Origin of the sequence: Lysobacter gummosus (assembly GCF_001442805.1) — a bacterium.
Classification (GTDB): domain Bacteria; phylum Pseudomonadota; class Gammaproteobacteria; order Xanthomonadales; family Xanthomonadaceae; genus Lysobacter; species Lysobacter gummosus.
Genome location: NZ_CP011131.1, coordinates 5723914 through 5746312, shown reverse-complemented (window position 1 = coordinate 5746312; position 22399 = coordinate 5723914). Strand labels below are relative to the sequence as shown.

General features: G+C 67.6%; 21 protein-coding genes. 6 read left to right on the top strand and 15 right to left on the bottom strand.

All coding sequences use genetic code 11. The annotated features are described in order from the left end of the window. Positions 1–128: 128 nt before the first annotated feature. Complete coding sequence (locus LG3211_RS23295; RefSeq protein ID WP_148649119.1) at positions 129–3113, top strand: FG-GAP-like repeat-containing protein; 2985 nt, start codon at positions 129–131, stop codon at positions 3111–3113. A gap of 88 nt (positions 3114–3201) precedes the next feature. On the opposite strand, the gene LG3211_RS23290 is transcribed toward LG3211_RS23295, so the two are convergent. The 3 genes from LG3211_RS23290 to aroE all read right to left on the bottom strand — a co-directional run bounded on the left by LG3211_RS23290 (position 3202) and on the right by aroE (position 4764). Then, the gene (locus LG3211_RS23290) at positions 3202–3456 is read right to left on the bottom strand and encodes a YkgJ family cysteine cluster protein (RefSeq protein WP_083512788.1); all 255 of its coding nucleotides are present in this window, start codon (positions 3454–3456) and stop codon (positions 3202–3204) included. Between the two features lie 17 nt (positions 3457–3473). Next, positions 3474–3812: a hypothetical protein gene (locus LG3211_RS23285; protein WP_057944929.1), complete on the bottom strand. Its 339-nt coding sequence runs from the start codon at positions 3810–3812 to the stop codon at positions 3474–3476. An 88-nt stretch (positions 3813–3900) separates the two neighbouring features. Beyond that, complete coding sequence (gene aroE, locus LG3211_RS23280; RefSeq protein ID WP_057945697.1) at positions 3901–4764, bottom strand: shikimate dehydrogenase; 864 nt, start codon at positions 4762–4764, stop codon at positions 3901–3903. A 153-nt stretch (positions 4765–4917) separates the two neighbouring features. Here aroE and LG3211_RS23275 point away from each other — a divergent pair, with 153 nt between their 5' ends. The 3 genes from LG3211_RS23275 to LG3211_RS23265 all read left to right on the top strand — a co-directional run bounded on the left by LG3211_RS23275 (position 4918) and on the right by LG3211_RS23265 (position 7261). Then, on the top strand, positions 4918–5769 hold the full coding sequence (locus LG3211_RS23275; RefSeq protein WP_237049801.1) for a TolB family protein: 852 nt from the start codon (positions 4918–4920) through the stop codon (positions 5767–5769). Positions 5770–5831: 62 nt separating this feature from the next. Further along, positions 5832–6737, top strand: coding sequence for a TolB family protein (locus LG3211_RS23270; protein ID WP_237049800.1), 906 nt, complete (start codon positions 5832–5834; stop codon positions 6735–6737). A gap of 218 nt (positions 6738–6955) precedes the next feature. Then, positions 6956–7261 carry a hypothetical protein gene (locus LG3211_RS23265; RefSeq protein ID WP_148649118.1) on the top strand — a complete coding sequence of 102 codons (306 nt, stop codon included), beginning with the start codon at positions 6956–6958 and terminating at the stop codon, positions 7259–7261. Positions 7262–7357: 96 nt separating this feature from the next. Here LG3211_RS23265 and LG3211_RS23260 read toward each other — a convergent pair whose 3' ends face one another. The 9 genes from LG3211_RS23260 to LG3211_RS23220 all read right to left on the bottom strand — a co-directional run bounded on the left by LG3211_RS23260 (position 7358) and on the right by LG3211_RS23220 (position 16843). Continuing rightward, complete coding sequence (locus LG3211_RS23260; RefSeq protein WP_057944926.1) at positions 7358–8095, bottom strand: hypothetical protein; 738 nt, start codon at positions 8093–8095, stop codon at positions 7358–7360. A 100-nt stretch (positions 8096–8195) separates the two neighbouring features. After that, the gene (gene hemB, locus LG3211_RS23255; RefSeq protein WP_057944925.1) at positions 8196–9188 is read right to left on the bottom strand and encodes a porphobilinogen synthase; all 993 of its coding nucleotides are present in this window, start codon (positions 9186–9188) and stop codon (positions 8196–8198) included. A 303-nt stretch (positions 9189–9491) separates the two neighbouring features. Continuing rightward, positions 9492–10535, bottom strand: coding sequence for a sulfate/molybdate ABC transporter ATP-binding protein (locus LG3211_RS23250; protein ID WP_057944924.1), 1044 nt, complete (start codon positions 10533–10535; stop codon positions 9492–9494). Between the two features lie 35 nt (positions 10536–10570). Continuing rightward, positions 10571–11443 (bottom strand): sulfate ABC transporter permease subunit CysW, encoded by an 873-nt coding sequence (gene cysW, locus LG3211_RS23245; RefSeq protein ID WP_057944923.1) that lies wholly within the window; start codon positions 11441–11443, stop codon positions 10571–10573. Further along, positions 11436–12302 (bottom strand): sulfate ABC transporter permease subunit CysT, encoded by an 867-nt coding sequence (gene cysT / locus LG3211_RS23240; protein WP_057944922.1) that lies wholly within the window; start codon positions 12300–12302, stop codon positions 11436–11438. The genes cysW and cysT overlap by 8 nt, the downstream gene beginning before the upstream one ends. A gap of 1097 nt (positions 12303–13399) precedes the next feature. Beyond that, positions 13400–14401 (bottom strand): sulfate ABC transporter substrate-binding protein, encoded by a 1002-nt coding sequence (locus LG3211_RS23235; RefSeq protein WP_057944921.1) that lies wholly within the window; start codon positions 14399–14401, stop codon positions 13400–13402. Between the two features lie 28 nt (positions 14402–14429). Then, a complete protein-coding gene (locus tag LG3211_RS23230) occupies positions 14430–15881 on the bottom strand; it encodes an OprO/OprP family phosphate-selective porin (RefSeq protein ID WP_057944920.1) in 1452 nt (483 codons plus the stop codon). A gap of 150 nt (positions 15882–16031) precedes the next feature. Further along, positions 16032–16310, bottom strand: a complete 279-nt coding sequence (locus tag LG3211_RS23225; protein WP_057944919.1) for a HipA domain-containing protein — start codon at positions 16308–16310, stop codon at positions 16032–16034. Further along, positions 16307–16843 (bottom strand): RrF2 family transcriptional regulator, encoded by a 537-nt coding sequence (locus LG3211_RS23220; protein ID WP_083512787.1) that lies wholly within the window; start codon positions 16841–16843, stop codon positions 16307–16309. Before LG3211_RS23220 ends, LG3211_RS23225 begins: the two co-directional genes overlap by 4 nt. A gap of 304 nt (positions 16844–17147) precedes the next feature. Here LG3211_RS23220 and LG3211_RS23215 point away from each other — a divergent pair, with 304 nt between their 5' ends. Together LG3211_RS23215 and LG3211_RS23210 are read left to right on the top strand one after the other, a co-directional pair. After that, entirely contained in the window at positions 17148–18008 is an 861-nt protein-coding gene (locus LG3211_RS23215) for an ABC transporter permease (protein ID WP_057944918.1), read from the top strand. Beyond that, a complete protein-coding gene (locus LG3211_RS23210) occupies positions 18005–19582 on the top strand; it encodes a dipeptide ABC transporter ATP-binding protein (RefSeq protein ID WP_057944917.1) in 1578 nt (525 codons plus the stop codon). The genes LG3211_RS23215 and LG3211_RS23210 overlap by 4 nt, the downstream gene beginning before the upstream one ends. A gap of 88 nt (positions 19583–19670) precedes the next feature. Here the strand turns inward: LG3211_RS23210 and LG3211_RS23205 are convergent, their stop codons facing one another. The 3 genes from LG3211_RS23205 to LG3211_RS23195 form a co-directional block, all read right to left on the bottom strand. Beyond that, on the bottom strand, positions 19671–19919 hold the full coding sequence (locus LG3211_RS23205) for a hypothetical protein (RefSeq protein WP_057944916.1): 249 nt from the start codon (positions 19917–19919) through the stop codon (positions 19671–19673). 228 nt (positions 19920–20147) lie between these two features. Next, on the bottom strand, positions 20148–21809 hold the full coding sequence (locus LG3211_RS23200) for a PA domain-containing protein (RefSeq protein ID WP_057944915.1): 1662 nt from the start codon (positions 21807–21809) through the stop codon (positions 20148–20150). Continuing rightward, positions 21802–22224: a post-PEP-CTERM-1 domain-containing protein gene (locus tag LG3211_RS23195; RefSeq protein ID WP_425479923.1), complete on the bottom strand. Its 423-nt coding sequence runs from the start codon at positions 22222–22224 to the stop codon at positions 21802–21804. The genes LG3211_RS23200 and LG3211_RS23195 overlap by 8 nt, the downstream gene beginning before the upstream one ends. Positions 22225–22399 lie beyond the last annotated feature (175 nt).

Here is a 22399-nt window from a genome sequence, read left to right as displayed (position 1 = left end):
CAGTTCTGGTAGGCCTGCGGCACAGTATTTATCATCCCCAAGCGCACACGGCTGGGGAGCTGGTGTGGTCAAGGACCGGAGGCGACGTGTCGCCTGCGCGCACAGGGAACTCACGACAAGGGGGCGTAGTGAAACTCTTCAAATTGCTGGCCATCGGCGCGGTCTGCGCCGCGTTTTCCTCCGCCTCGCAAGGCGCGATCATCACCTCCATCGCCGGCGGCGGCAGCGGCGGCCACTACGCCACACGGCAAGCGCTGGCGCAGCCGAGAGCCATCGCGATCACTCCGGCGGGAGACATCTACCTCGCGGAGAAGGCGCGCATCCGCAAGATCCGCGCCGACGGCGTCGCCAGCGTCATCGCCGGCAGCGGCGAGACGGGCTACGGCGGCGGTGACGGCATACCGGCGACTCAGGCCTGGGTGTCCCAACCCTCGGCCATCGCCGTGGACGCCGCCGGCAACGTCTACATCGCCGATACTTACAACCAGCGCATCCGCAAGATCGGCAGCGACGGCATCATCCGCACCATCGCCGGCACCGGCGCCATCGGCCCGGCGATCGACGGCATCGCGACCGCAAGCTTGCTCAATCACCCGGCCGGGTTGGCGATCGGCGGCGACGGCCTGCTGTACATCGCCGACACCGGCAACCACGTCGTGCGCAGGCTCAATGCCGACGGCAGGCTGGTGACCGTGGTCGGCAACGGCACCGACGCGTTCCAGGGAGACGGCGCTGCGGCGCTGCAGGCCAGCTTGTCGCGGCCGAACGGGCTGGCGTTCGATTCGCACGGCGCGCTGTTGATCGCCGACACCGGCAACGAGCGCATCCGCAAGGTCAGCAACGGCATCATCACCACTGTTGCCGGCGGCGGCACCGAGGAGACCGACTCCAGCGCGCTGGACGCCGCGCTGATCACGCCCTACGCCATCGCGGTGAACGCCGACGACGACTTGTTCGTGATGGAGAACTACGCCAGTCGCGTGCGCAGGATCCATGCCGGCCAGGCCAAGATAGTGGCCGGGCTGTCGTATGTGAACGGCGGCAGCGGCGACGGCGGCGAAGCGACCCAAGCCACTCTCGGCCAGCCCTATGGTGTGGCGACGGATGCCGAGGGCAATCTCTATGTCGCCGACACCAGCAACAATCGCGTGCGTAAAGTCGCATTGGTAAGCGCGGGCTTGCCGCGAGCCAGCGGCAGCACGTTGGCGCCGTCCTCGTTCGCCGCCGACGCGATGTCCGCCAATGCCAGGGTCGTGGCGCTGGGCGACGTCACCGGCGACGGGCGCGACGATATCGTCCTGGCCACGTTCACCAGCGGCGACGCCGCGGTGGCGGGAAAACTCGCGGTGTACGCGACGTTGGCCGACGGCGGCCACGCCGCGCCGATCACGGTGTCGTACTCCGATCTGGATTCGGGGCAGGTGTCGAACCTGCTGCTTGAGGATCTCAACAAGGACGGCATCAAGGACATCGTGCTGGCGGACAGCAACGGCGCGACGATATTTCTCGGCAATCGCACCGGCGCCTTCAGCGGCCGGCGCTATGGGCTCGATAGCGGCATCCCGGAAGCGTCGATGGCGATCATGGACGTCAATCTGGACGGCAATCCGGACATCGTCCACCAGGCGGGGAATTTCGATCAGACGCCGCACAGGATCACGATCCTGCTGGGACTGGGCAACGGGCGGTTCACCTCCACCGATCCGCTCAATACGCCCATGCGCGGCGGCACGTGGATGGCGGCCGGCGACGTCAATGGCGACGGTTTCAAGGATCTGGTGACTACCGACACTGCCGGGCAGGTGTATTTGTTCGAGCACAACGCCGTCAACGGGTTCAAGCCGGGGCAGGCGGTCGCGTCGGGAATGCGGGTCGCCGAGATCGGCGATTTCGATCACGACGCCAAGGCCGAGCCGATCTACCTGCGCATTAATTCGACCACCACCACGATATTCGCCCGGCTGCCTGGGGGCGATGGATTCGAGCAGATTCCGAGTCGGGATTCGGCCTATAACCCGCAGGTGGCCGATCTCAACGGCGACCGCCGCGACGATCTGCTGATCGCCCGCGCCGGCGAGCTGGTGGTGTATCAGCAGACCGATTACGGCTTGTCGGAAGAGCGTGCATATGCGGTGCCGAATATCCGCGACCTTTCGGTCGGCGACCTCGACGGCGACGGCTGCAAGGACGTGGTCGCGCTCAGCGCCATCCAGGGCGTGATGGTGTTCCTGGGGCAGGGGTGCGCCAAGGCCGCGGCCAGCGACGTGGACGCTAACGGCAAGTCCGACCTGCTGTGGCGCGACGACGCGCGCCAGAACTTCGCGATCTGGACGATGGACGGCGCCACGCGCGTGACCGGCATCGGTCACGCGGTGCCTTCGGAATGGCGGGTGATCGCGACCGGCGATTTCAACGGCGACGGCAAGCTCGATCTGGTGTGGACCGACGGCACCAGCATGCAGTTGTGGGAAGGGCGCGGCGACGGCTATTTCAATGGCGTGCAGATGCGCAGCTATCCGACCGGCTGGCGCGTGGTCGCCAGCGGCGACGTCAACGGCGATGGCACTACCGACCTGCTGTGGCGCAACGATGCCAACACCGCCGCCGGGATGTGGGCCATGGGCGGCGCGCAAATCATCGACAGCGCTTCGTATGGGACCAGTGTCGAGTGGTGGATCGCCGGCAGCGGCGATTTTAGCGGCGACGGCCGCATGGACGTGGTCTGGACCAACGGCGTGCAGATGCAACTGTGGCGCGCGAGCGGCGACCTGCGTTTCACCGGCGATGCGATGCCGGGCTATCTGCAAGGATGGGAACTCACCGCGACCGGCGACGTGACCGGCGACGGCAAGTCCGACCTGATGTGGCGCCATCCGGATCTGGGCTATTTCGCGGTATGGGGCATGGACGGCGGTGTGCGCATGTCCGAGATGAGCTATCAACCCGGCCCGGCCTGGCGCGTGGCGCAGACCGGCGATTTCACCGGCGATGGCCGCACCGATGTGATCTGGACCAACGGCAGCCTGATGCAACTGTGGCGGTCGCAAGGCAGCGGCTTCACCGGCCTGTCGATGGCGAACTATCCATTGGGCTGGTCGCTGATCCGGCGTTGAGGACCTCGCGCACTCACGGTCCGCAACACGGATCGTGAGTGCAGCGATACCGGGCCGAGATGCCGCGCAGGCTCAATGCGCGGCGTTGCTACGGCCGCGTCGCGATTTCCAATGCCGTCAACATCCCCATCGCGTCGGCACGCGTAACCCCGCACATCGACTCCGACGGCCGCAACGACGCGCAGAACGCCGGCCGCTCCGGCTTGCCGAACAAACGGCAACGCAATTCGTCGTCCAGCTGCACGCAGGGAATTCCGGCCGGCTTGCCGTGCGGCATGCCGGGAATCGGCGAGGTGATCGAGGGCGCGATGCAACACGCGCCGCATTGGTCGCGGCAATGCATCGCCACCGGCCTCAGGCCTATGGCGCCGGCCGCCGCGCCAGTATCGCGGCGACCAGCAGCGTGGTGGCGAGCAGGGACAGCAGCATGTGGGACACGCCGACCACGCCGGAGATCACCGCCATCGAACTGGCCGGCATCCCGGAAGAGATCGCCCGGTAGCTCCAGGCCTGGCCCGCCAGACTCAACAACACGCCGGCGATCAGCAGGGCGAACGCGATCGCCGCGTAAGTCGAGGCGACGCCCAGTTGGCGTCGCCGTGTCAGGCACAGCGTCAGGCCGGCGGCATAGACGATCAGCAACGGCGTCATCATCAGCGCCTGAGTCGCCAGCGCGGGCAGCCAATCGCTGAAACTCATGCGCCGCTCCCGGCCGCCGCGCACGCGATGCGTAGCGCGCCGGGAACAAGGCCGCCGCCGGGCGCGGTGTGCGCACGGATCATGCCGCTCAATCCGCCGTAACCAGCGACAACGCGCCCTGGCGCAGTTGCGCGTACACCGGGTCGGTATCCGGACGCTTGCGGTGCCAGCGCTCGAAGCTTTCCGCGGCCTGTTCGACCAGCATGCCCAGGCCGTCGATGCGATCGTGCGCGCCGGCGACCTTGGCCCAGGCCAGGAACGGAATCGCCGCTTCGCCGTAGCTCAGGTCCACCGCCGCGGTGCGCGGCGTGGCCAGGCTCATCGGCAAGGTCGGCATGGCATCGTCGCGCGCGGCCGAGGTTGCGTTGACGATCAGATCGAAGTTGCCGAGCGTGCCGACGTCGGACAAGTAACGCGGATGCACGCGGCCGGGCAGGCCGAGCGTGTCGGCGAGCGCGTCGGCGCGTTCGGGCGTGCGGTTGACGATGAACAGATCGCCGATGCCGGCATCCAGCAGCGCCGGCGCCACGCCGCGCGCCGCGCCGCCCGCGCCGATCAGCAAGGTGCGGCGTTCGCGCAGGTCCAGGCCGTGGCGTTCGGTGAGGTCGCGGATCAGGCCGACGCCGTCGGTGTTGTCGCCTTCCCAGCCGGTGGCGCTGCGGATCAATGTGTTGACCGCGCCGGCGCGGCGGGCGCGATCGCTCAGGTGCGAGCAGATGCTGGCGGCGCGGGTTTTCAGCGGCAGGGTGATGTTGGCGCCCAGCCCGCCCTCGGCGGCGAATTCGGCCAGGGCCACGTCGAAGCGCTCCGGCGCGGCGTCCACGCCGACGTACTCCAGCGCGATTCCGAACTGGCGCGCGAACGCAGCATGTATGCGCGGCGACAGCGAGTGGGCGACCGGATGGCCGAAGACCGCGTAACGCAGGACCGGGCTGGACGAACTGGAATCCATCGACATGAGCGCGCCTCGTTCTAGACTGTGGACCCTTCCGTTGGGAGACGCATAATGCGGCACGCCAGGGTCTGGTTAGGATCGAGTGTACTCCTCGCCTGTGGGCTCGCCAGCACGGTCCACGCGGGCCTGAGCGAATTCGGCATAGAAGGCATGGGCATTGTCTCGACCCCGCACAGCGAAGTGCGCGCGAGCGTGAGTCCCGACGGACGGCGCATCGTCTGGGGCAGCAGCGACCGCCCCGGCGGACCGGCCGGGCGCGACCTGTGGCAGGCCCGCCGGGTCGATGGCCGCTGGCAGGACCCCGAGCCGTTGTCGATCAACACCCCGTCCAAGGACTACGATCCCATGTTCAGCGGCGACGGCCGCTGGCTGTATTTCTTCTCCGACCGCCCCGGCGGCCTGGGCAACGAAGACCTGTACCGCGCCGCGGTCCTCGACGACGGCGGCTACGGCCCGGCCGAGAACCTCGGCCCAGGGGTCAACACCTCCGGCAGCGAATGGGCGCCGGCGCCGAGCCGCGACAGCCAGCACCTGATGTTCGCCAGCGACGGACGCGGCGGCGCCGGCGGCCAGGATCTGTGGATCGCGCGCTGGGACGGCAAGGCCTTCGTCGACCCGCAACCGGTTCCGGGCATCAACACCGAGGCGGACGAATTCGACGCGACCTGGCTCGGCGATGGCCGCGCGATCGTGTTCACCCGCTCGGACGACGTCAAAACCAAGGCGGTGCGTTTGTTCGTCGCCCAGTGCGACGGCAGCCAGTACGGCCGGGCCGAACTGTTGCCGTTGTCGTTCAACAGCGAGGACGGTTTCACTTACGGCCCGGTGATCGACTGGAACAAGCCCGGCGAGTTGTTGCTCAACGGCACCGCCAAGTCGCCGAAGGCCGGCAAGCAGGACATCTACCGGATGAAGGCGCCGGCGGTGACCGGGCAGGGCGGCTGCGTCGCCGACGCGGTGCTCAAGGAAGGCCGGCAGCGCGCGCTGCCGCGGATTCGATGAGCCTGCCTCGCCGGCTGGAAACGATGGCCGTGCCGATGAAAACCAGGATGCGTCCCGCGCCGATGTCCTCGCTGCGATTCGCTGCCGGCCTCGCGCTTTGCGCGCTCGCCGGCGGCGCCTGGGCCTTGTCGGAATTCGGCATCGAAGGCATGGGCGTGGTCTCCACGCCGCACAGCGAAGTGCGCGGCGCGGTGCATCCCGACGGTCAGCGCATCGTCTGGGGCAGCACCGATCGCGGCGGCGGCGCCGGCGGTTGGGATCTGTGGCAGGCGCGCTGGATCGACGGTCGCTGGCAGCAGCCCGAACCGCTCGCCATCAACAGCGCGGCGAACGATTTCGATCCCTTGTTCAGCGCCGACGGCCGCTGGCTGTATTTCTTCTCCAACCGCGCCGGCGGCCAGGGCGGCGACGATCTGTATCGCGCCGCGGTGCGCGCCGACGGCAGCTACGGCGCGGCGGAAAACCTCGGGCCCGGCGTCAACAGCCGCGGCGACGAATGGGCGCCGACGCCGAGCCGCGATGGCCATCGTCTGTTGTTCGCCAGCGACGGCTTCGGCGGCGCCGGCCGTCACGATCTGTTCGTGGCGAGCTGGAACGGCAAGGCCTTCGCCGATCCCAAGCCGGTGCCGGGCATCAATACGGCGCAGGACGAATTCGACGCCGCCTGGCTCTTCGATGGCCGCGCGATCGTGTTCGCGCGCTCGAAGAACGTCGCCGACGATCCGATCCGTTTGTACATAGCGCAATGCGATGGCGACGCGTATTCGCAGGCGGCGCCGCTGCCGTTGTCGTTCAACACCCACAGCGGCTACACGCTCGGGCCGGCCTTGGATTGGAACAAGCCCGGCGAACTGTTGATCAGCGGTTCGGCGAAATCGCCGAAGGCGGGGAAGATGGATATCTACCGGATGAAAGCGCCGGCGGCGACGGGCAAGCCCGGCTGCGGCGCGTCTGCCACGTCGAAATAACGCGCAGCGGCCAGCCATTCGTCGGGCGCCAACGGTCGTGCGCGTTTGATGCAGTGCATGAGGATCGCGCGCGCGCACCGCGCCGCGATTCCGCCGATCCGCGTCCATTCGCCGCCCATCGGATACGCGCATGCGCACGCGGCCTCGCCCGGCGGCGAGTGCCTATGCTGCGCCGGCCACACTCGGTGGCTGACCAAAAAGGACTTTCGATGCGCAACATGAAACGTCGTACAGGGGGCTTGTTGTTGTCGTTGCTGTTGACGCTCGCCGCGGCGCCGTCGCTGGCCGCTCCGATCGGCGGCACCAACCCGCAGCCTCCGCAACCCAGTTGGGGCACCTGGGACGCGACCGTGCGTTGGGTGCAACCGCATACAGTTCCCGGCCCGGACGGCCCGCTTCGTTACACCTACACCTATGCGCACATCTCCGCCGCTTCGCAAAGCGATTGCGAGACGCAACTGTATGGCTATGCCAGCCAGCCCGGCGTCACCGTGATCGACTTCTGCACTTTCCACTCGTTCTGACGTAGTTCGCCGCGGGGCCGTGCGGCCGGCCTCGTGGTATGGGGATGATCGTGAGATTGCGTGCTGCAGGTTTGGCTATTCGAAACCGATGCCGACTCAGTACGGCGCTTCCAGCGACGCCCACGTCAACGGATTGAAATCGTAGATCTCGCGCTGCTCGCACAGACCCTCGGCATCGATCCGCGCGCTCAGCAAACGCCCGCGCTCTACCCACAGCAAACGCTCGCCGTCGACCTCGGCCCAGTCCCACCGCGGCAGTTCGATCAACCGACCGGTGCGGCGATTCCACAAGGCGTGTTCGTCGCTGTCGTGACCGGTTCCCTCGCGGCGGATCCAGCCGGAGTGGGCGATCTTGCGCAGTACCCAATGCCCGCGCAGAGGTTTCTCGAAGGTAGTCACCTCCTCCCCGGAACTCGCATCGGTATGTTTCATCGCCCAGCCGTCGCGCTGCAGGCGGATGTAATAGATGCTGCTGCAGCCGCCCTTGCCGTAGCTTTCGTGCCAGGGCGAACGCATGGACCGGCGCAGGCCGGAGTCGTCTCGGGCGAGGCGGTGCAGGTTGTAGCGATCGTTGAGCCAGTAATCGCGATCGTCGAAAAACAGGCCGCCGCCTTCGTAGCAATCGCCCTTGGGCAGGAAGGTCAGCGCCTTGAGATAGGGCGCGCGCGAAATCGCCGACCACGAGCCCTTCGACTCCGAGCGCCAGCGCGCGTTGCTGGCGAAGTAGATGAAGTGACGGCCGTCCGGCGACAGATCGCAGCGGCGTTCGTAGATGCGGCCCTTGAGCCATTGGCCGACCTGGATGCGGTCGGTCTTGCGGTTCCAGCCGAGCACGCAGGTCTGCTTGCTCGGCCGCGGCGAATGATCACCGCGGTGTCGGCGGCGAGCGCAAGCAGGATGTGGACGCGCGCCGGCGGCGTGGGCTTGCCCGGATTCAGTTCGCCTCGCGCATCCACCGCGCCGCATCCAATGCGAAATACGTCAACACGCCGTCGGCGCCCGCGCGCTTGATCGAGGTCAGCGCTTCCATCACGCAGCCGCGTTCGTCCAGCCAGCCGTTCTGGATGGCCGCGCGCAGCATCGCGTACTCGCCGCTGACCTGGTAGACGAAGGTCGGCACGCCGAATTCGTCCTTGGCCCGGCGCACGATGTCCAGGTACGGCATGCCCGGCTTGACCATGATCATGTCCGCGCCTTCTTCCAGATCCAGCGCGATCTCGCGCATGGCCTCGTCGCTGTTGGCCGGGTCCATCTGGTAGGTGTACTTGTTGCCCTTGCCGAGCGCGCCGGCCGAGCCAACCGCGTCGCGGAACGGGCCGTAGAAGCTGGAGGCGTACTTGGCGCTGTAGGCGAGGATGCGGGTGTGGATGTGGCCGTCGAGTTCCAGCGCGTTGCGGATCTGGCCGATGCGGCCGTCCATCATGTCGCTGGGCGCGACGATGTCGGCGCCGGCGACGGCGTGCGACAGCGCTTGCTTCACCAATGCCTCGACGGTTTCGTCGTTCATGACGTAGCCGCTGTCGTCGATCAATCCGTCCTGGCCGTGGGTGGTGTACGGGTCCAGGGCGACGTCGGTGATCACGCCCAACTGCGGGAAGCGCTGCTTGAGCGCGCGCACGGCGCGCTGGCACAGGCCGTCGTCCTGCCATGCGGCTTCGGCGGTCAGCGACTTGGCGTCCGGCGCGGTCACCGGGAACAGCGCCAGCGCGGGCACGCGCAACTCGCTGGCCTGTTCGGCCACGCGCAGCAGTTCGTCGATCGACAGGCGGTCGATCCCGGGCATGGAGCCGACCGGCGCGCGGCCGTCGAGTTCGTGCACGAAGACCGGATAGATCAGGTCGTTGGCGGTGAGAACGGTCTCGCGCATGAGTCGGCGCGAGAAGTCGTCGCGGCGCATCCGCCGCGGGCGCGAGTAGGGATAGGTCATGGCGGCTAGTTTACCCCTGCGCGGCGGGGCGGCCTGCGACCGGCGGTCGCGTCCGGGCGGTGACGCTGTGTTCTGCCCGATCCGGCAAGCTTGCTTATCTCCCTCTCCCGCTCCCTCTCCCTCTCCCGCTCGCGGGAGAGGGCTGGGGTGAGGGGATAAGCGCCGTAGGCGCGAATGCTGCTGCTTGGATTTCTGCGACTGCCCGCGCCCCTCACCCCAACCCCTCTCCCGCGAGCGGGAGAGGGGCTCTTATTTGGCGTTGGAGGGAATCAAAGCCACCGGCAGAGCTTCGATCCGATATCCCTAATCCGAATACACCCGATACCGCAGCGGCCGCACATGCACGGTGCTGCCCGAAGCCGGGGTCACCGCGTCCGGCGTTGCCACCAGGTCCAGCTCCAGGGGCCGCTGCTGGCCGTCGATGCTCAGTTCCAGGGTGATCCGCTCGGCCAGGCGGTGCGAGGACAGCACCCGCGCCGGCAGGCCCTCGCCGTCGCCGACCAGGGCCATGTCGTGCGGCCGCACGTACAGGCGCGCGCGGCTGCGGCTGTTGCTGTCCACCGGCAGGCGCAGGGCGTGGCCGTTGACCGACAGCTCGCCGCCCTCGGTCTGGCCTTCGATGACGTTGGCGCGGCCGATGAAATCGAACACGTACGCCGAGGCCGGCGCGCTGTAGATCTCGTCGGGCGTGCCGATCTGTTCGATCCGGCCGTCCTTGAGCACGACCACGCGGTCGGCCAGTTCCAGCGCTTCTTCCTGATCGTGGGTGACGAACAAGGTGGTCTGGCCGGTGTGATCGTGCAGCCGGCGCAGCCAGCGACGCAGTTCCACGCGGACCTTGGCGTCGAGCGCGCCGAAGGGTTCGTCCAGCAGCAGCACGGTCGGGTCGATCGCCAGCGCGCGCGCCAGCGCGACGCGCTGCTTCTGCCCGCCGGAGAGTTGTTCCGGATAACGCCCGCCCAGTTCCGGCAACTGGATCAGCCCCAGCAATTCCTGCACGCGCCTGGCGATGGTCGCCTTGTCCGGCCGCCGCGAACGCGGCCGGCTGCGCAGGCCGAAGGCGATGTTCTCCGCCACGGTCATGTGCTTGAACAGCGCGTAGTGCTGGAACACGAAACCGACGTTGCGCTCGCGCAGGCTCAGCCGGGTCGCGTCCTGATCGCCGAACAGCAGCTGGCCCGAATCGGGTTGCAGCAGGCCGCCGATGACCCGCAACAGCGTGGTTTTGCCCGAGCCCGAAGGCCCGAGCAGCGCGACCAACTCGCCGGAGGCGACATCCAGGCTCACCGCATCCAGGGCGGCGACGGTCGCATAACGCTTGGCGATGGCTTTGAGGTGCAGATCCATTCGTGGCGATACCTAGTGAAACGATGCTCGGTGAATCAATGCCTGCGGTGCGAACGCGCGAGCGCGTCGCCATGGCGCGCTTCCAGCCAGATCTTGATCACCAGCGTGACCAAGGCCAGGCCGGCCAACAGCGAAGCCACCGCGAACGCCGGAGTCGGGTCGCCGGGGTGGTTGAACAACACTTCCACATGCAGCGACAGCGTATTGGTCTTGCCGACGACGTTGCCCGACACCACCGTGACCGCGCCGAACTCGCCCATCGCCCGCGCGCTGCACAACAGCACGCCGTAGAGCAGGCCCCATTTGATGTTGGGCAGGGTCACCCGGAAGAACATGCTCCAGGCATTGGCGCCGAGCGAGCGCGCGGCCAGTTCCTCGTCGCTGCCTTGCTGCTCCATCAGCGGAATCAGCTCGCGCACCACGAACGGGAAGGTCACGAACATCGTCGCCAGCACGATGCCGGGCGTGGCGAACATGATCTTGAGATCGTAGGCGTTGAGAAAATCCGCGAAGAAACCGTGCGACGGGCTGAACAACAGGATCAGGCACAGGCCGGCGACCACCGGCGACACCGCGAACGGCAGATCGATCAGCGCCAGCAGCATGCGCTTGCCGCGGAATTCGAAGCGGGTCAGCGCCCAGGCCGCGAACACGCCGCAGATCGCGTTGACCGGCACCACGATCGCGGCGGTGAGCAAGGTGAGTTTCAGCGCCGCCACCGTGTTGGGTTCGGTGACCGCGTTCAACCAGGCCTTCAGGCCGTTGCCGAAGGCGGTGCCCAGCAGCATCAGCAACGGCAGCACCACGATCAGCAGCATGATCGCGCCGGCCGCGCCGATCAGCAGCCAGCGCACCCAGGCCGGCTCCTGCAGGGGATCGCGTTGCGGCGGCAGGCGCGGCTCAGCCATCGCGGCGATTACCGTGCGAGAACAACGCGGACGCGGCATTGATGGCGACCAGGCAGGCGAACGACATCAGCAGCAGCAAGGTCGCCAGCACGATCGCGGCGTTGATGCCGTTGTCTTCGAACAGGCGGATGGTGATCAGCAGCGGCGCGATCTGGGTTTTCATCGGCAGGTTGCCGGCGATGAAGATCACCGAGCCGAACTCGCCCAGGCCACGCGCGAACGCCAGCGAGAAACCGGTCAGCAGCGCCGGCAGCAATTCGGGCAGGACCACGCGGCGCAGCGCGGTCAGGCGCGAGGCGCCGAGCGAGATCGCGGCTTCTTCCTGTTCGCGGCCCAGCGCTTCCAGCACCGGCTGCACCGTGCGCACCGCGAACGGCAGGCCGATGAAGATCAGCGCGATGACGATGCCGGTGATGTTGTTGACCAGCTTGATGCCGAAGGGCTGCACCAGTTGGCCGATCCAGCCGGTCTCGTCGTAGATCGCCGCCAGGGTGATGCCGGCGACCGCGGTGGGCAGCGCGAACGGCAGATCGACCAGGGCGTCCATCAGGCGCCGCCCGGGAAAGCGGTAGCGCACCAGCACCCAGGCGATCAGCGCGCCGAATACCAGCGCGATCACCGCGGCGATGAAGGCGCTCAAGAAGCTGACCCGCAGCGAGGACAGCACCAGCGGATCGGAGATCGTGCGCAGCCATCCGGCCACGCCGAGGCCGCCGGAGCGCAGGATCAGCGCGGCCAGCGGCAGCAGGACGATCAGTCCGAGCCACGTCATGCCGATGCCCAAGCCGAGGCCGAGACCGGGTAACGGCCGGCGCCAGCGGGTGGCGGAGGTCGGCAGGGGAAGGGCGTGCTCGCTCATGTGGCGTGGGCGGCAGAGGTTTTGTGAGGGCGAAGGGAGGTGACGCTATCGCAGATCGCCGGACCTTTGGAAATGTGCGTTGGTTGTTTCGAGGTGCGAGATGGCGATATGGCTGGGGATTGTGGCGTTGGGGTGGTTCCGGGGAGGTGAATGGGGGTTGTGAGTGTGTCGGGGCGTGATGTCGGCGATTTGACGGGTTCGGGGCGAGATGTCGTGTCGCCGCTCAGATTGTTGTTGCCCTCGGCTGTTGCTTTGATCCTTAGCCTTGCCTTGCCTTGCCTTGCCTTGCCTTGCCTCTGCTCTTGCTTTTGCTGTGGCTATTGCCTCGCTCTGGCTTGGCGCCGCTAGTAACTCGCGAGACCAGGGACACCCGGAGGGCGGCGCACATGGACGTGCGCCGGGTCCCACCTTGGGCAGGATGCCCAATGTGGGACCTGCCTGCGTCGGCATCGCACTCGTGGCTTTTGATTCGAAACAGTTAAAGCCTTTTCTTTGGTTACTTTTGACCGAAGGAAATCCCGTGGGACTTTGTCGCTTTGGACAAAGAAAGTGACCCGCCGTTCTATGGCGGAAGCTTTAGGCGTTTGATCTTGCTCTTGCTCTTGCTTCTGCTTGAGGCTTCTTTTGCTCGTCATTCCCGCGAACGCGGGAATCCAGCGACTTCAAACGTTCTCGCACGAAAGGCACTGGATTCCCGCTTTCGCGGGAATGACGGTAGGAGGGAGTGCGCAGATCTGGTTGTTTCGGTCAGGGGCGTTGGGCTCTTAGAAGCCTCAAGCAAGATCAGAAGCTTCGAACAAGATCAAAAGCCACAAGCAAGATCAAACGCTAAACGCTTCCGCCATAAAGCGGCGGGTCACTTTCTTTGTCCAAAGCGACAAGGTCCCACGGGATTTCCTTCGGTCAAAAGCAACCAAAGAAAACGCATTGACTGTTTCGAGTCAAAAGCCACGAGTGCGATGCCGACGCAGGCAGGTCCCACATTGGGCATCCTGCCCAAGGTGGGACCCGGCGCACGTCCATGTGCGCCGCCCTTCGGGTGTCCTTCGGTCTCGCGAGTTACCAGCCGCGCCGGGCCAGAGCTGAGCCACAGCCAATCACTTCGGCAAATAGATCTTGTCGAAGAAACCACCATCGGAGAAATGCGCCGACTGCGCCTTCTTCCAGCCGCCGAACGCACTGTCGATGGTGACCTGCTTCACTTCCGGGAACCTGCTCAGCTCCGCCGCCGGCACCTTGTCCGGCTCCGACGGGCGATAACCGTGCTTGGCCGCCAGGCGCTGGCCTTCCGGGGTGTAGAGGAAACGCAGATAGGCCTCGGCCTGTTTGCGCGTGCCGTGCTTGTCCACGTTCTTGTCGATCCAGGCCACCGGCGGCTCGGCCTTGATGCTCAGGCTCGGCACGACGATCTCGAATTGGTCGCGGCTGCTGGGCTGGGCCAGGGTCAGCAACGCCTCGTTCTCCCAGGCCAGCAGCACATCGCCGATCTTGCGATCGACGAAGGTGGTGGTCGAACCGCGCGCGCCGGTGTCGAGCACGGGCACGTTCTTGAACAACTGCGTCAGGAAGTCCACGACCTTGTCGCCGTCGCGGTACTTGGTCGACGCCCACGCCCACGCGGCCAGATAGTTCCAGCGCGCGCCGCCGGAGGTCTTCGGATTGGGCGTGATCACGCTGACGCCGGGCTTGACCAGATCGCTCCAGTCCTTGACGCCCTTCGGATTGCCCTTGCGCACCAGGAACACGATGGTGGAGGTGTAGGGCGAGCTTTGATGCGGCAGGCGCGTCTGCCAGTTGGCCGGCAACTGCTTGGACGCGGCGATGGTGTCGATGTCGCCGGCCAGCGCGAGCGTGACCACGTCGGCCTCCAGGCCATCGACGACCGCGCGCGCTTGCTTGCCCGAGCCGCCGTGCGAGGCGCGGATGTTGAGGGTTTCGCCGGTCTGCTGTTTCCACTGCGCGGCGAACACCTGATTGACCTCGGCGTAGAACTCGCGGGTCGGATCGTAGGACACGTTGAGCAGTTCGGCGTCCTTGGCCGAGGCTGCGCCCGCGGCGAGCGCCAGGCTGAGCAGCATCAGTCGGAAAGCGGTTTTCATCGTAGGTTCCTCTGCTGGGTAGCGGTGCTCAGAAAGCGAGCTGTGCGCGGGTGAAGAAGGCTTTTTCGTCTTCGCGGTCGCGGCCCGCAGCCGCGCCGCCGTCGAATTGGGTCTGGGTGTAGTTGGCGACGAGTTTGAGGTTGCCGGTCAGGTACCAGTTCAAGCCCAGGCCCCACGAACGCGCCGCCGCGGCGACGACATTGGGGTCGGCGTAGCGCGGGAAGGCGTCGTCGTCGATGTCCAGGCGGCCGTAGCGCGCGACCAGTTCGAATGCGCCCCAGCCTGCACCACCGACCGTAAAAGCTTGGTTAGGCCGGGCCACGCCCTTGTAGCCGGCGTCTTCGCCGGTCAGCACCAGGCCGGCGGTGAGTTGCCAGGCGCGATGGTCGAGTTCGGTGTCGAACGCGCCGACCCGTACTTCCTGGCTGGAACTGACGTACTCGCCGAGCAGGCTGAACGCGTTGCGGTAGTAATACGCCTGCGGCGACCAGCGCTTGCCGGCGCCGTCGGCGAGCACCGTGCTGCGGTAGTTGAAGAACTGCGCCTGGCCCGGCGTGCGATAGCGCGGCAGGAAGTTGTTGCCGCTGCCGGCGCGGTCGCCGGCACTGGCGCCGACACCGAAGCCCAGGCCCGACAGCGCGTTGCTGGCGTTCTTCCACGGCTCGAAGAAGATCCGCCCGGCGTACTCGAATTCGTTGTCGGGATTGGTGGTCGGACTGTCGCGGCCATCGACCGCGCCGTTGAACACGCCGAGCGCGTAGGACACGGTGGAGCCGGCGAATTCGCCCTGCAACTGCAGGCCCAGATCGCGGTTGGGCGTGAGTTCGGAAGCCAGGCCCAGTTCGATCAGGCCGGTGGAACCGCTCGACTGCAAGCGTTCCAGGCCGACCGGACTCTTGAACTTGCCGATGCGCAAGGTCGCGCGCGGATCGAATTTCAGATCGAGGTAGGCATCGTTGATGGTCGCGCTGTCGCCGGCGAACTCGGTCAGGATGCGGAAGCCGATCAGCGAGCCCCAGGTGCCTTCGATGCTGGGCTGGATGCGGCGGAACAGGAAGGTGTCGTTCTGCGGCACTTGCTCGTCGCCGATGAAGAAGCGGCCGTCGGCCTGCACCAGCGCCTTGACCTTGACTTCGACATCGCCCGGCGGCGGCGACTTTACCGACAGGCCCTTGCTCGCGCTCAGCGACACCGTGGGCGTGCTGGCGGCGCGAGCCGCGCTTTCCTCGGCCTGCAGTTCCAGCTTGCGTTCGATCACGCGCAGGCGCTGATCCAGGTCGGTCAGGTCGTTGCCGGCGCTGGCGTTGTCGTTGCCGCTGGCGGTGCCGAGGCGTTGCTCGATCGCCTTCAGCCGTTGCGCGAGTTCGGCCACGGTGGGCTCGCCGGCCTGCGCGGGCAAGGCCAGGACGCAGGCGAGCGCGCTGCACAGCGAAGTGGCTGCGATGCGTGAGGTTCGCGCTGGTCGTACCCGGATTCGCATGATGTGCTCCTTGGATCGGTGCTGACGATGGATGAGCCCGCGCGGCGCGCAGGAAAAACAAACGAGGTGAAGTGGCCGGACATCGCAGCCGCCGGCGGACACGCTGTGTAACTTCGCCGGACCAGGTCCCCCCTGGGTCCGGCGCCCCGCTCAAGTCCAGGATTCGCCCGCCACTTCGACCGGCACGCGTTGGCTGCGCGTGATCTCGACGATGCGCGAATCCTGGACGACGACTTCGATCTTGCCCGCGCCCAGTTCGCGCACGGCCTTGAGCAGCACGTACTCGGTATCGCAGAGGTTGACGATGTTGATTTCCGGCTCGGGATCGCGCGCGATCTCGTAACGCACGGTCGACACCTGCGGTTCGGTGCCGGCCGCCGGCTTGCGCGCGCGGGTGGCGGCGGGTTTGCGGGCGCTTTCGCGGCTCATGCGCGGTCTCCGCCGTAGGCCCGCGTCGCCACCGGCAGGAAGGTCGCGTCCAGCAGCGCGGGATCGAGCGCTGCGGCGCCGAAGTCCGGCGCCAGCGCGAGTTCGTGCAGGCTGCGGCGGTCGAGCACGGATGAAAGGGCGTCGCGCGCCTCGCGCATCAGCGAGCGCAGGCTGCAGGCGTCGGGATCGGCGCAATCGGCGCAGGGCTGGTAGGCGCTGACGCTGGCGCAGCGCACCGGCGCGAGCGGGCCGTCGATGGCGCGGATCAGGTCGCCGACCATGATCTGGTCGGCCGGCCGCGCCAGGGCGTGGCCGCCTTTCTGGCCGCGGCGGCTGTCGATGAAGCCGGCTTCGCGCAGGTCCACCAGGATGGATTCGAGAAACTTGCCGGGCGCGCCGCTGTGTTCGGCGATCGCGCGGGCCTGCAGGCGGCCGTGGCGCGGCGCATACGCCGAGTCGGCGAGCCGGCCGCCTTCGGCGCGCGCGAGCGCGCACATCGCCCGCAAAGCGTACTTGGCCTTCATCGTCAGCATTTCCCAGTCACCATGTAGGAAATGTGGCCGCGGGCGGTGGTTCAGGGGAAAAGGTAATGCTTCATCTGCTTATGACGAGGGGGTATGTGGCGGGGGGGGGGGCTCACCGCTGCCCACCCGGCCCGAATGCATAGCGTTCGGGCGTTCGGTGCCGCGCGAGCCGATGGCTCGCAGCGCGGCCCCTCACCCCGCTTGCGGGAGAAGGTGCCCGGAGAGCCTGCCCCCGCGAAGGCGGGGGGCGGATGAGGGCGCGCGCGCCGAACGACGGCCGCACCGCCACGCCATCCCGTTACGATGCCCTCCAATGCATTCCCTCAAATCGCTCCCGCCCCTCGCCCGCACCTGTCTGGCCGTGCTCGCCGCCCTGGCCGCCGTGTGCTGGCTCGCGCCGCTGCTCAGCCGCTACGGCCCGGTCCTGCCGGACTGGGAGTCGCTGTCCGCGGTCCCGGGCAGCGCCGGCCACTGGTTCGGCACCGACGCCATCGGCCGCGACGTATTCGCCCGCACCCTGGCCGGCGGCCGCCTGTCGCTGGGCATCGGCTTGCTGGCCAGCGTGGTCGCCCTGGTCATCGGCCTGAGCTACGGCGCCGTCGCCGGGCTGGCCGGCGGCCGTGTCGAACGGTTGATGCTGCGCGTGCTCGACGTGTTCTCGGCGCTGCCGTTCCTGCTGGTGGTGATCCTGCTGCTGACCTTGTTCGAACGCTCGCTGTGGCTGCTGCTGGCGGCGATCGGCGGCTATGTCTGGATCGATCTGGCCCGGGTCATGCGGGCGGAGGCCGCGCGCCTGCGCGAGGCGCCGTTCGTGCTCGCCGCGCAGGCCGCCGGCGCGAGTTTCGGCCAGCGCCTGCGTTGGCATGTGCTTCCGAACCTGATGCCGCTGGCGTTCGTCTATCTGGGATTGATATTGCCGCAGGCAATCTTGGTCGAAAGCTTCCTCGGCTTCCTCGGCCTGTCCATCGACGAGCCGTCTTCCAGTTGGGGCGGATTGCTGGCCGAAGGCGTGCAGGAACTCGACAGCGCGCCGTGGACCTTGTTGTTCCCGGCCGGCTTCCTGGTCGCGACCCTGGCCGCGTTCCAGTTCCTCGGCGACGGTCTGCGCGATTGGCTCGACGTGCGCGGCGACAATCGCCAAGACGTCGCGCCTTCAGAAGCCGCCGCCGCATGAGCGCGTGGCTGACCCTGGACGCGCTGCACGTCCAAGCGCGCACCCGCGCCGGAGCGATGCAGCGCCTGCTCGGCCCGATCGATCTGCAATTGCATGCCGGCCAGTGCCTGGGCGTGGTCGGCGAAAGCGGCAGCGGCAAGAGCCTGACCGCGTTGTCGCTGCTGGGCTTGCTGCCGGCGCCGCTGCAGGCGCGCGGGCGCTTGAGCGTGGACGGCGCCGCCATCGAACTGACCGGCACCGCGCACGCGCGGCTGCGCGGCCGCGCGCTGGCCTGGGTGCCGCAGGACCCGCTGGCGTCCTTGCATCCGCTGCGCCGGGTCGGCGCGCAGTTGCTGGAGACCCTGCGCACGGTGCGCGGTCTCAGCGCCGGCGATGCCGACAGGCAGGCGCGGGCCTTGCTGGAACGCGTGCAATTGCCCGATCCAGATGCGTTGCTGCGGCGCTATCCGCATCAGTTCTCCGGCGGCCAACGCCAACGCATCGCCATCGCCCTGGCGTTGGCGACGCAGCCGCGCGCACTGATCGCCGATGAGCCGACCTCGGCGCTGGATGCACGCATCGCCCGCGACATTCTCGATCTGCTCGATCGCCTGCGCCGCGAAGACGGGCTGAGCCTGTTGCTGATCAGTCACGATCTGCCGCTGGTCGGCGCGTATGCGCAGCAGTTGCTGGTGCTCAAACACGGCGATGTGATCGAACGCGGCGCCACCGCGCAAGTGTTCGCCGCACCGGCGCAGGCGTATACGCGCGAGTTGCTGGCGGCCGACCGGATCGCGCCGCTGCTCGAAGACGATGCCGCGCCGCGCCCGCCCGGCGCGCCCGCGCTGCTGGTCGGCGAAGGCCTGCGCATGCGTTATCCGCGCGCGCTTGCGCCGGCGCTGGACGGCGTGGACATCGAACTGCATCGCGGCGAAGGCCTGGCCCTGGTCGGCGAAAGCGGCAGCGGCAAGAGCACGCTCGGCCGCGTCTTGCTGCGTTTGTTGCGCGGCGCGCAGGGCCGGGTATATCTGGACGGCGTCGACCTGGCCAGTCTCGATGCCGCCGCGCTGCGCACGCTGCGGGCGCGCACCGGCGTGGTGTTCCAGGACCCGTATGCCTCGCTGGATCCGCGCCTGCGCGTGGCCGAGATCGTCGCCGAGTCGCTGCGCATCCATGGCGAACGCGATCCGGCGGTGCGGCGCGCGCGCGCCGGCGAGCTGTTGCGGGCGGTCGGATTGGAGCAGGCGATGCTCGATCGCTACCCGCACCAGTTCTCCGGCGGCCAACGCCAACGCATCGCGATCGCGCGCGCGCTGGCGACGCAGCCGCAACTGCTGGTGTGCGACGAAGCGGTGTCGGCGCTGGACGCGCATCATCGCGCCGCGATTCTGGCCTTGCTGGTGCGCCTGAAACGCGAGCGCGGCCTGGCGCTGCTGTTCGTGACTCACGACCTCGCCGCCGCCGCGGCGGTGGCCGAGCGCATCGCGGTGCTGGAAGCCGGCCGCATCGTCGAGAGCGGGACGACCGCGCAGGTGTTGCGCGCGCCGCAACACGCGCACACGCGCGCGCTGCTGGCGGCGCGGCCTTCGGCTTGAGTCGTCGCCGCTGCGCAGCGGCAGCGGCGTGAAGGGCGCGAGCCGGGATGCGGCTCGCGCGTTGCGTTACCGGCGCGGGTGGGCGCGATCAGATGAACCCGCCGCCGATGCTCAGGCGGACGATGCCGACCACGATCACGATGCCGTTGAGGATCAGGCCGGCCTTGGCGCGGCCGCTGTGTTCCGATCGCGTGAACAACAGGCCGATCGCGGCGATGATCGCGCCGACCGCGGCGAACGGGATCAGGAACCAGTTGCCCCAGCCCAACAAGGGAATCAGGGCCAGGATCATCCACACCAGCGCGAACATGCCCCAGAGCAGGCTGATCAATCCCATCGTTTCGTACTCCGCTGCAAGGCCGGGTTGGCCACGCTGCGAAATTAGTGGTTTGGGCGCGAAATTCAAGTGCCGGACGTTGCCGCGGCGCGTTGAGGTTATTCCGCCGTTGTGCGTGCGGCGACGGCGATGAAACGAAATATCGTTGCCGCGCGCGACTGTCGCAAACGATGACGGCGCCTTGCGGCGCCGTCATCGCTGTCGCGATCGCTCAGCGGGCGATGCCGTTTACGGGCGCACCGTCGCCGCGCACTGACGCACCTTGCCCAGCTGCGTGGTGGTGATCGCACCCTGCTGCTGCAACTGCGTGGCGTGATCGGAGATGCAGCGCAGATACAAGGCACGGCTGCCGTTGGAGTGCGCCGCGCACAGGTTGCTCTCGGCGGTGATGTTCGCGCCCACGATCAGGCCGCCGGTATCCACCGCCTTGACCGTGGTGTTGCAGGTGCCGAGCACGGCGTTGCCCGGATTGAGCGTCCAGCCGATATCGGTGAACAAGGCCGGAGTCAGATCGACGTTGAGCTGGGACTGGATCTCCGGCGTATCGAACGGTTCCATCAGCGCGTTGGGCTGCAGGTCGGTGTCGAAGTGCGAGAAGGTCGAGCCGCCGGCCACCACGGTCGGCGAATACAGACGCGTGCGGCCGTTGCGGTCGGCGCCTTGCAGGAAGCTCGGATCGACCAGCACGCTCGCCGTCGCCGGCAGGTTGGCCTTGACCAGGCCGCCTTCGGCTTGCGAGATCATCACCGTGGGAATGGTGATGTCGGTGATCGGCGGCACCGCGTTGCCCATGCCCTGCACGCCGCCGGCGTTGTTGACGATCACCACGCCGGCCGCGCCGTTGAGTTGCGCGTTCTTGGCCTTGACCGCGAAGCCGCAGGTGCCGCGATCGATCACCGCGATCTTGCCGGCCACCGCCGCCGCGTTGACGAACGGCGTCTCGCAACCGTCGCTGGTCGAAGCGGCGGCGACGCCGTCGTCGACCAGCACCAACTGGTTGGACGGGAAGCTGGTCGCGGTCGGCGCCGGGCCGAAGTCGGCGAAGCCGATCTCGTAGCTGCCCGCGGCCGCCGCCGGCGCGCTGACGTTCAACACGGTGCGGTTGTCGAGGATCAACGCCGCCTGCGTGTTGACCTGGGCGCCGTCCCACACGGTGCGTCCGGGCGTCTTCATCGCCGTCGCGCGCAGCGCGTCGGTCATCGCCGGATCGTCGAAGCGCTTGTTCTGCACGTTGTCGTAGGCGTTGGCGGTGTAGACGTCGGTCATGCCCGTGCCCAGGCCGAGCACGCCGCTGTTCTTGTTGAGGAAGCCCGACGCGCCCAGGCCGTGGCCGATCTCGTGCATGACCACGTTGAGGAAGTTGATCGTACTGTTCGGCGTCTTGCCGTCCAGGCCCAGATACCAGCCGCGGCCGGCGAGGCAGTCGGGCTTGCCGAGGTCGCCGTTGAAGGCGGAAGAAATGTCGGCCGGATCGTCCGCGTCGATCACCAGGTCTTTGCCGGCGATCGCGTCGCCCAGCGCGGAGTGGTACATCGTGTTCGGACGCGAGCCGGGAAAGTCGTTGACGACCCAGTTCGGACCGGCCTGGCCGAGCGTGGCGCTGGTGGCGGTGCAATTCAGCCGCGCGAAGGAGGCGTAGATCTTGATCTCGACGGTGCTTTGCACCACCGCGCCCCATGCGTCCATCGCGTATTGATAGGCGATGCGGCGCTGTTCGCCGACGGTGGTGCCGGGATTGCCGCCGACCGGCGCGGCCGGGGTGGGATCGTTGAGGCCGACCTGGGTGCCGTTGTCGAGATTGATCAGGGTCAGGCGCGCGGCGTGGGCGGACGGCGCGCACGACAGCGCGGCGGCGAGCGCGAGCGCGCTTGCGAGCAGGGACTTATTCACTCGGCAGCTCCTCGTGCGGGGCGTTCGCGGCGCTGGAGTCGCCGGGTTCGCTGTGCCGGATCACGAGCTTGCCGGAAGCGTCGCGGGTGGCGGTGAGCGTACTCATCATGCTCAGCGGCGCCTTGCGTGCGACCGCGCCGCTGGGCAAGCGCCGCTCGGTGGCGCGCGCGGCCGCGTCGTCGGCCGGAGCCACGCCGCGCATCGCGCTGGTTTTCGCCATGGACTTCTGCCGGCTTGCGCCGGCCTGTTCCAGCGCGCTGCTTTCTTCCGCGGTGAGCGGACGCAACTTGCCGGTGACCTGGTCGATGCCGACCTTGGAACTGGCCATGGACGTATCGGTTGCGTCGTTTTGCGTGGCGTTCGCCACGCTCAAGCTGAGCAAAAACAAACCGGGCACGAACAGCCCGGCCTTCATGCGAGTACTCATGATCAATCCCCCTAAGAATTGGCAATGGTGACTCGTTCGGACAGTACTTCGATGCGAACGATGAACGGCCACGAGTGAGGCGAACGACAGGCCGCGGCCGAGTTTGATCACGAAATGCAGCCGAACACAAGGACGCACAAATGATGCAAAACCGGACAGCATG

Coding starts and splice junctions, on each gene's coding strand:
- LG3211_RS23205 (WP_057944916.1), bottom strand. CDS start 19,919: ATGGGATTGATCAGCCTGCTCTGGGGCATGTTCGCGCTGGTGTGGATG.
- LG3211_RS23235 (WP_057944921.1), bottom strand. CDS start 14,401: ATGAAAACCGCTTTCCGACTGATGCTGCTCAGCCTGGCGCTCGCCGCG.
- LG3211_RS23215 (WP_057944918.1), top strand. CDS start 17,148: ATGCATTCCCTCAAATCGCTCCCGCCCCTCGCCCGCACCTGTCTGGCC.
- LG3211_RS23220 (WP_083512787.1), bottom strand. CDS start 16,843: ATGCTGACGATGAAGGCCAAGTACGCTTTGCGGGCGATGTGCGCGCTC.
- cysT (WP_057944922.1), bottom strand. CDS start 12,302: ATGAGCGAGCACGCCCTTCCCCTGCCGACCTCCGCCACCCGCTGGCGC.
- LG3211_RS23250 (WP_057944924.1), bottom strand. CDS start 10,535: ATGGATCTGCACCTCAAAGCCATCGCCAAGCGTTATGCGACCGTCGCC.
- hemB (WP_057944925.1), bottom strand. CDS start 9,188: ATGACCTATCCCTACTCGCGCCCGCGGCGGATGCGCCGCGACGACTTC.
- aroE (WP_057945697.1), bottom strand. CDS start 4,764: ATGGATTCCAGTTCGTCCAGCCCGGTCCTGCGTTACGCGGTCTTCGGC.
- LG3211_RS23275 (WP_237049801.1), top strand. CDS start 4,918: ATGGGCATTGTCTCGACCCCGCACAGCGAAGTGCGCGCGAGCGTGAGT.
- LG3211_RS23210 (WP_057944917.1), top strand. CDS start 18,005: ATGAGCGCGTGGCTGACCCTGGACGCGCTGCACGTCCAAGCGCGCACC.
- LG3211_RS23290 (WP_083512788.1), bottom strand. CDS start 3,456: ATGCATTGCCGCGACCAATGCGGCGCGTGTTGCATCGCGCCCTCGATC.
- LG3211_RS23285 (WP_057944929.1), bottom strand. CDS start 3,812: ATGAGTTTCAGCGATTGGCTGCCCGCGCTGGCGACTCAGGCGCTGATG.
- LG3211_RS23230 (WP_057944920.1), bottom strand. CDS start 15,881: ATGCGAATCCGGGTACGACCAGCGCGAACCTCACGCATCGCAGCCACT.
- LG3211_RS23265 (WP_148649118.1), top strand. CDS start 6,956: ATGAAACGTCGTACAGGGGGCTTGTTGTTGTCGTTGCTGTTGACGCTC.
- LG3211_RS23225 (WP_057944919.1), bottom strand. CDS start 16,310: ATGAGCCGCGAAAGCGCCCGCAAACCCGCCGCCACCCGCGCGCGCAAG.
- cysW (WP_057944923.1), bottom strand. CDS start 11,443: ATGGCTGAGCCGCGCCTGCCGCCGCAACGCGATCCCCTGCAGGAGCCG.
- LG3211_RS23195 (WP_425479923.1), bottom strand. CDS start 22,224: ATGAAGGCCGGGCTGTTCGTGCCCGGTTTGTTTTTGCTCAGCTTGAGC.
- LG3211_RS23270 (WP_237049800.1), top strand. CDS start 5,832: ATGTCCTCGCTGCGATTCGCTGCCGGCCTCGCGCTTTGCGCGCTCGCC.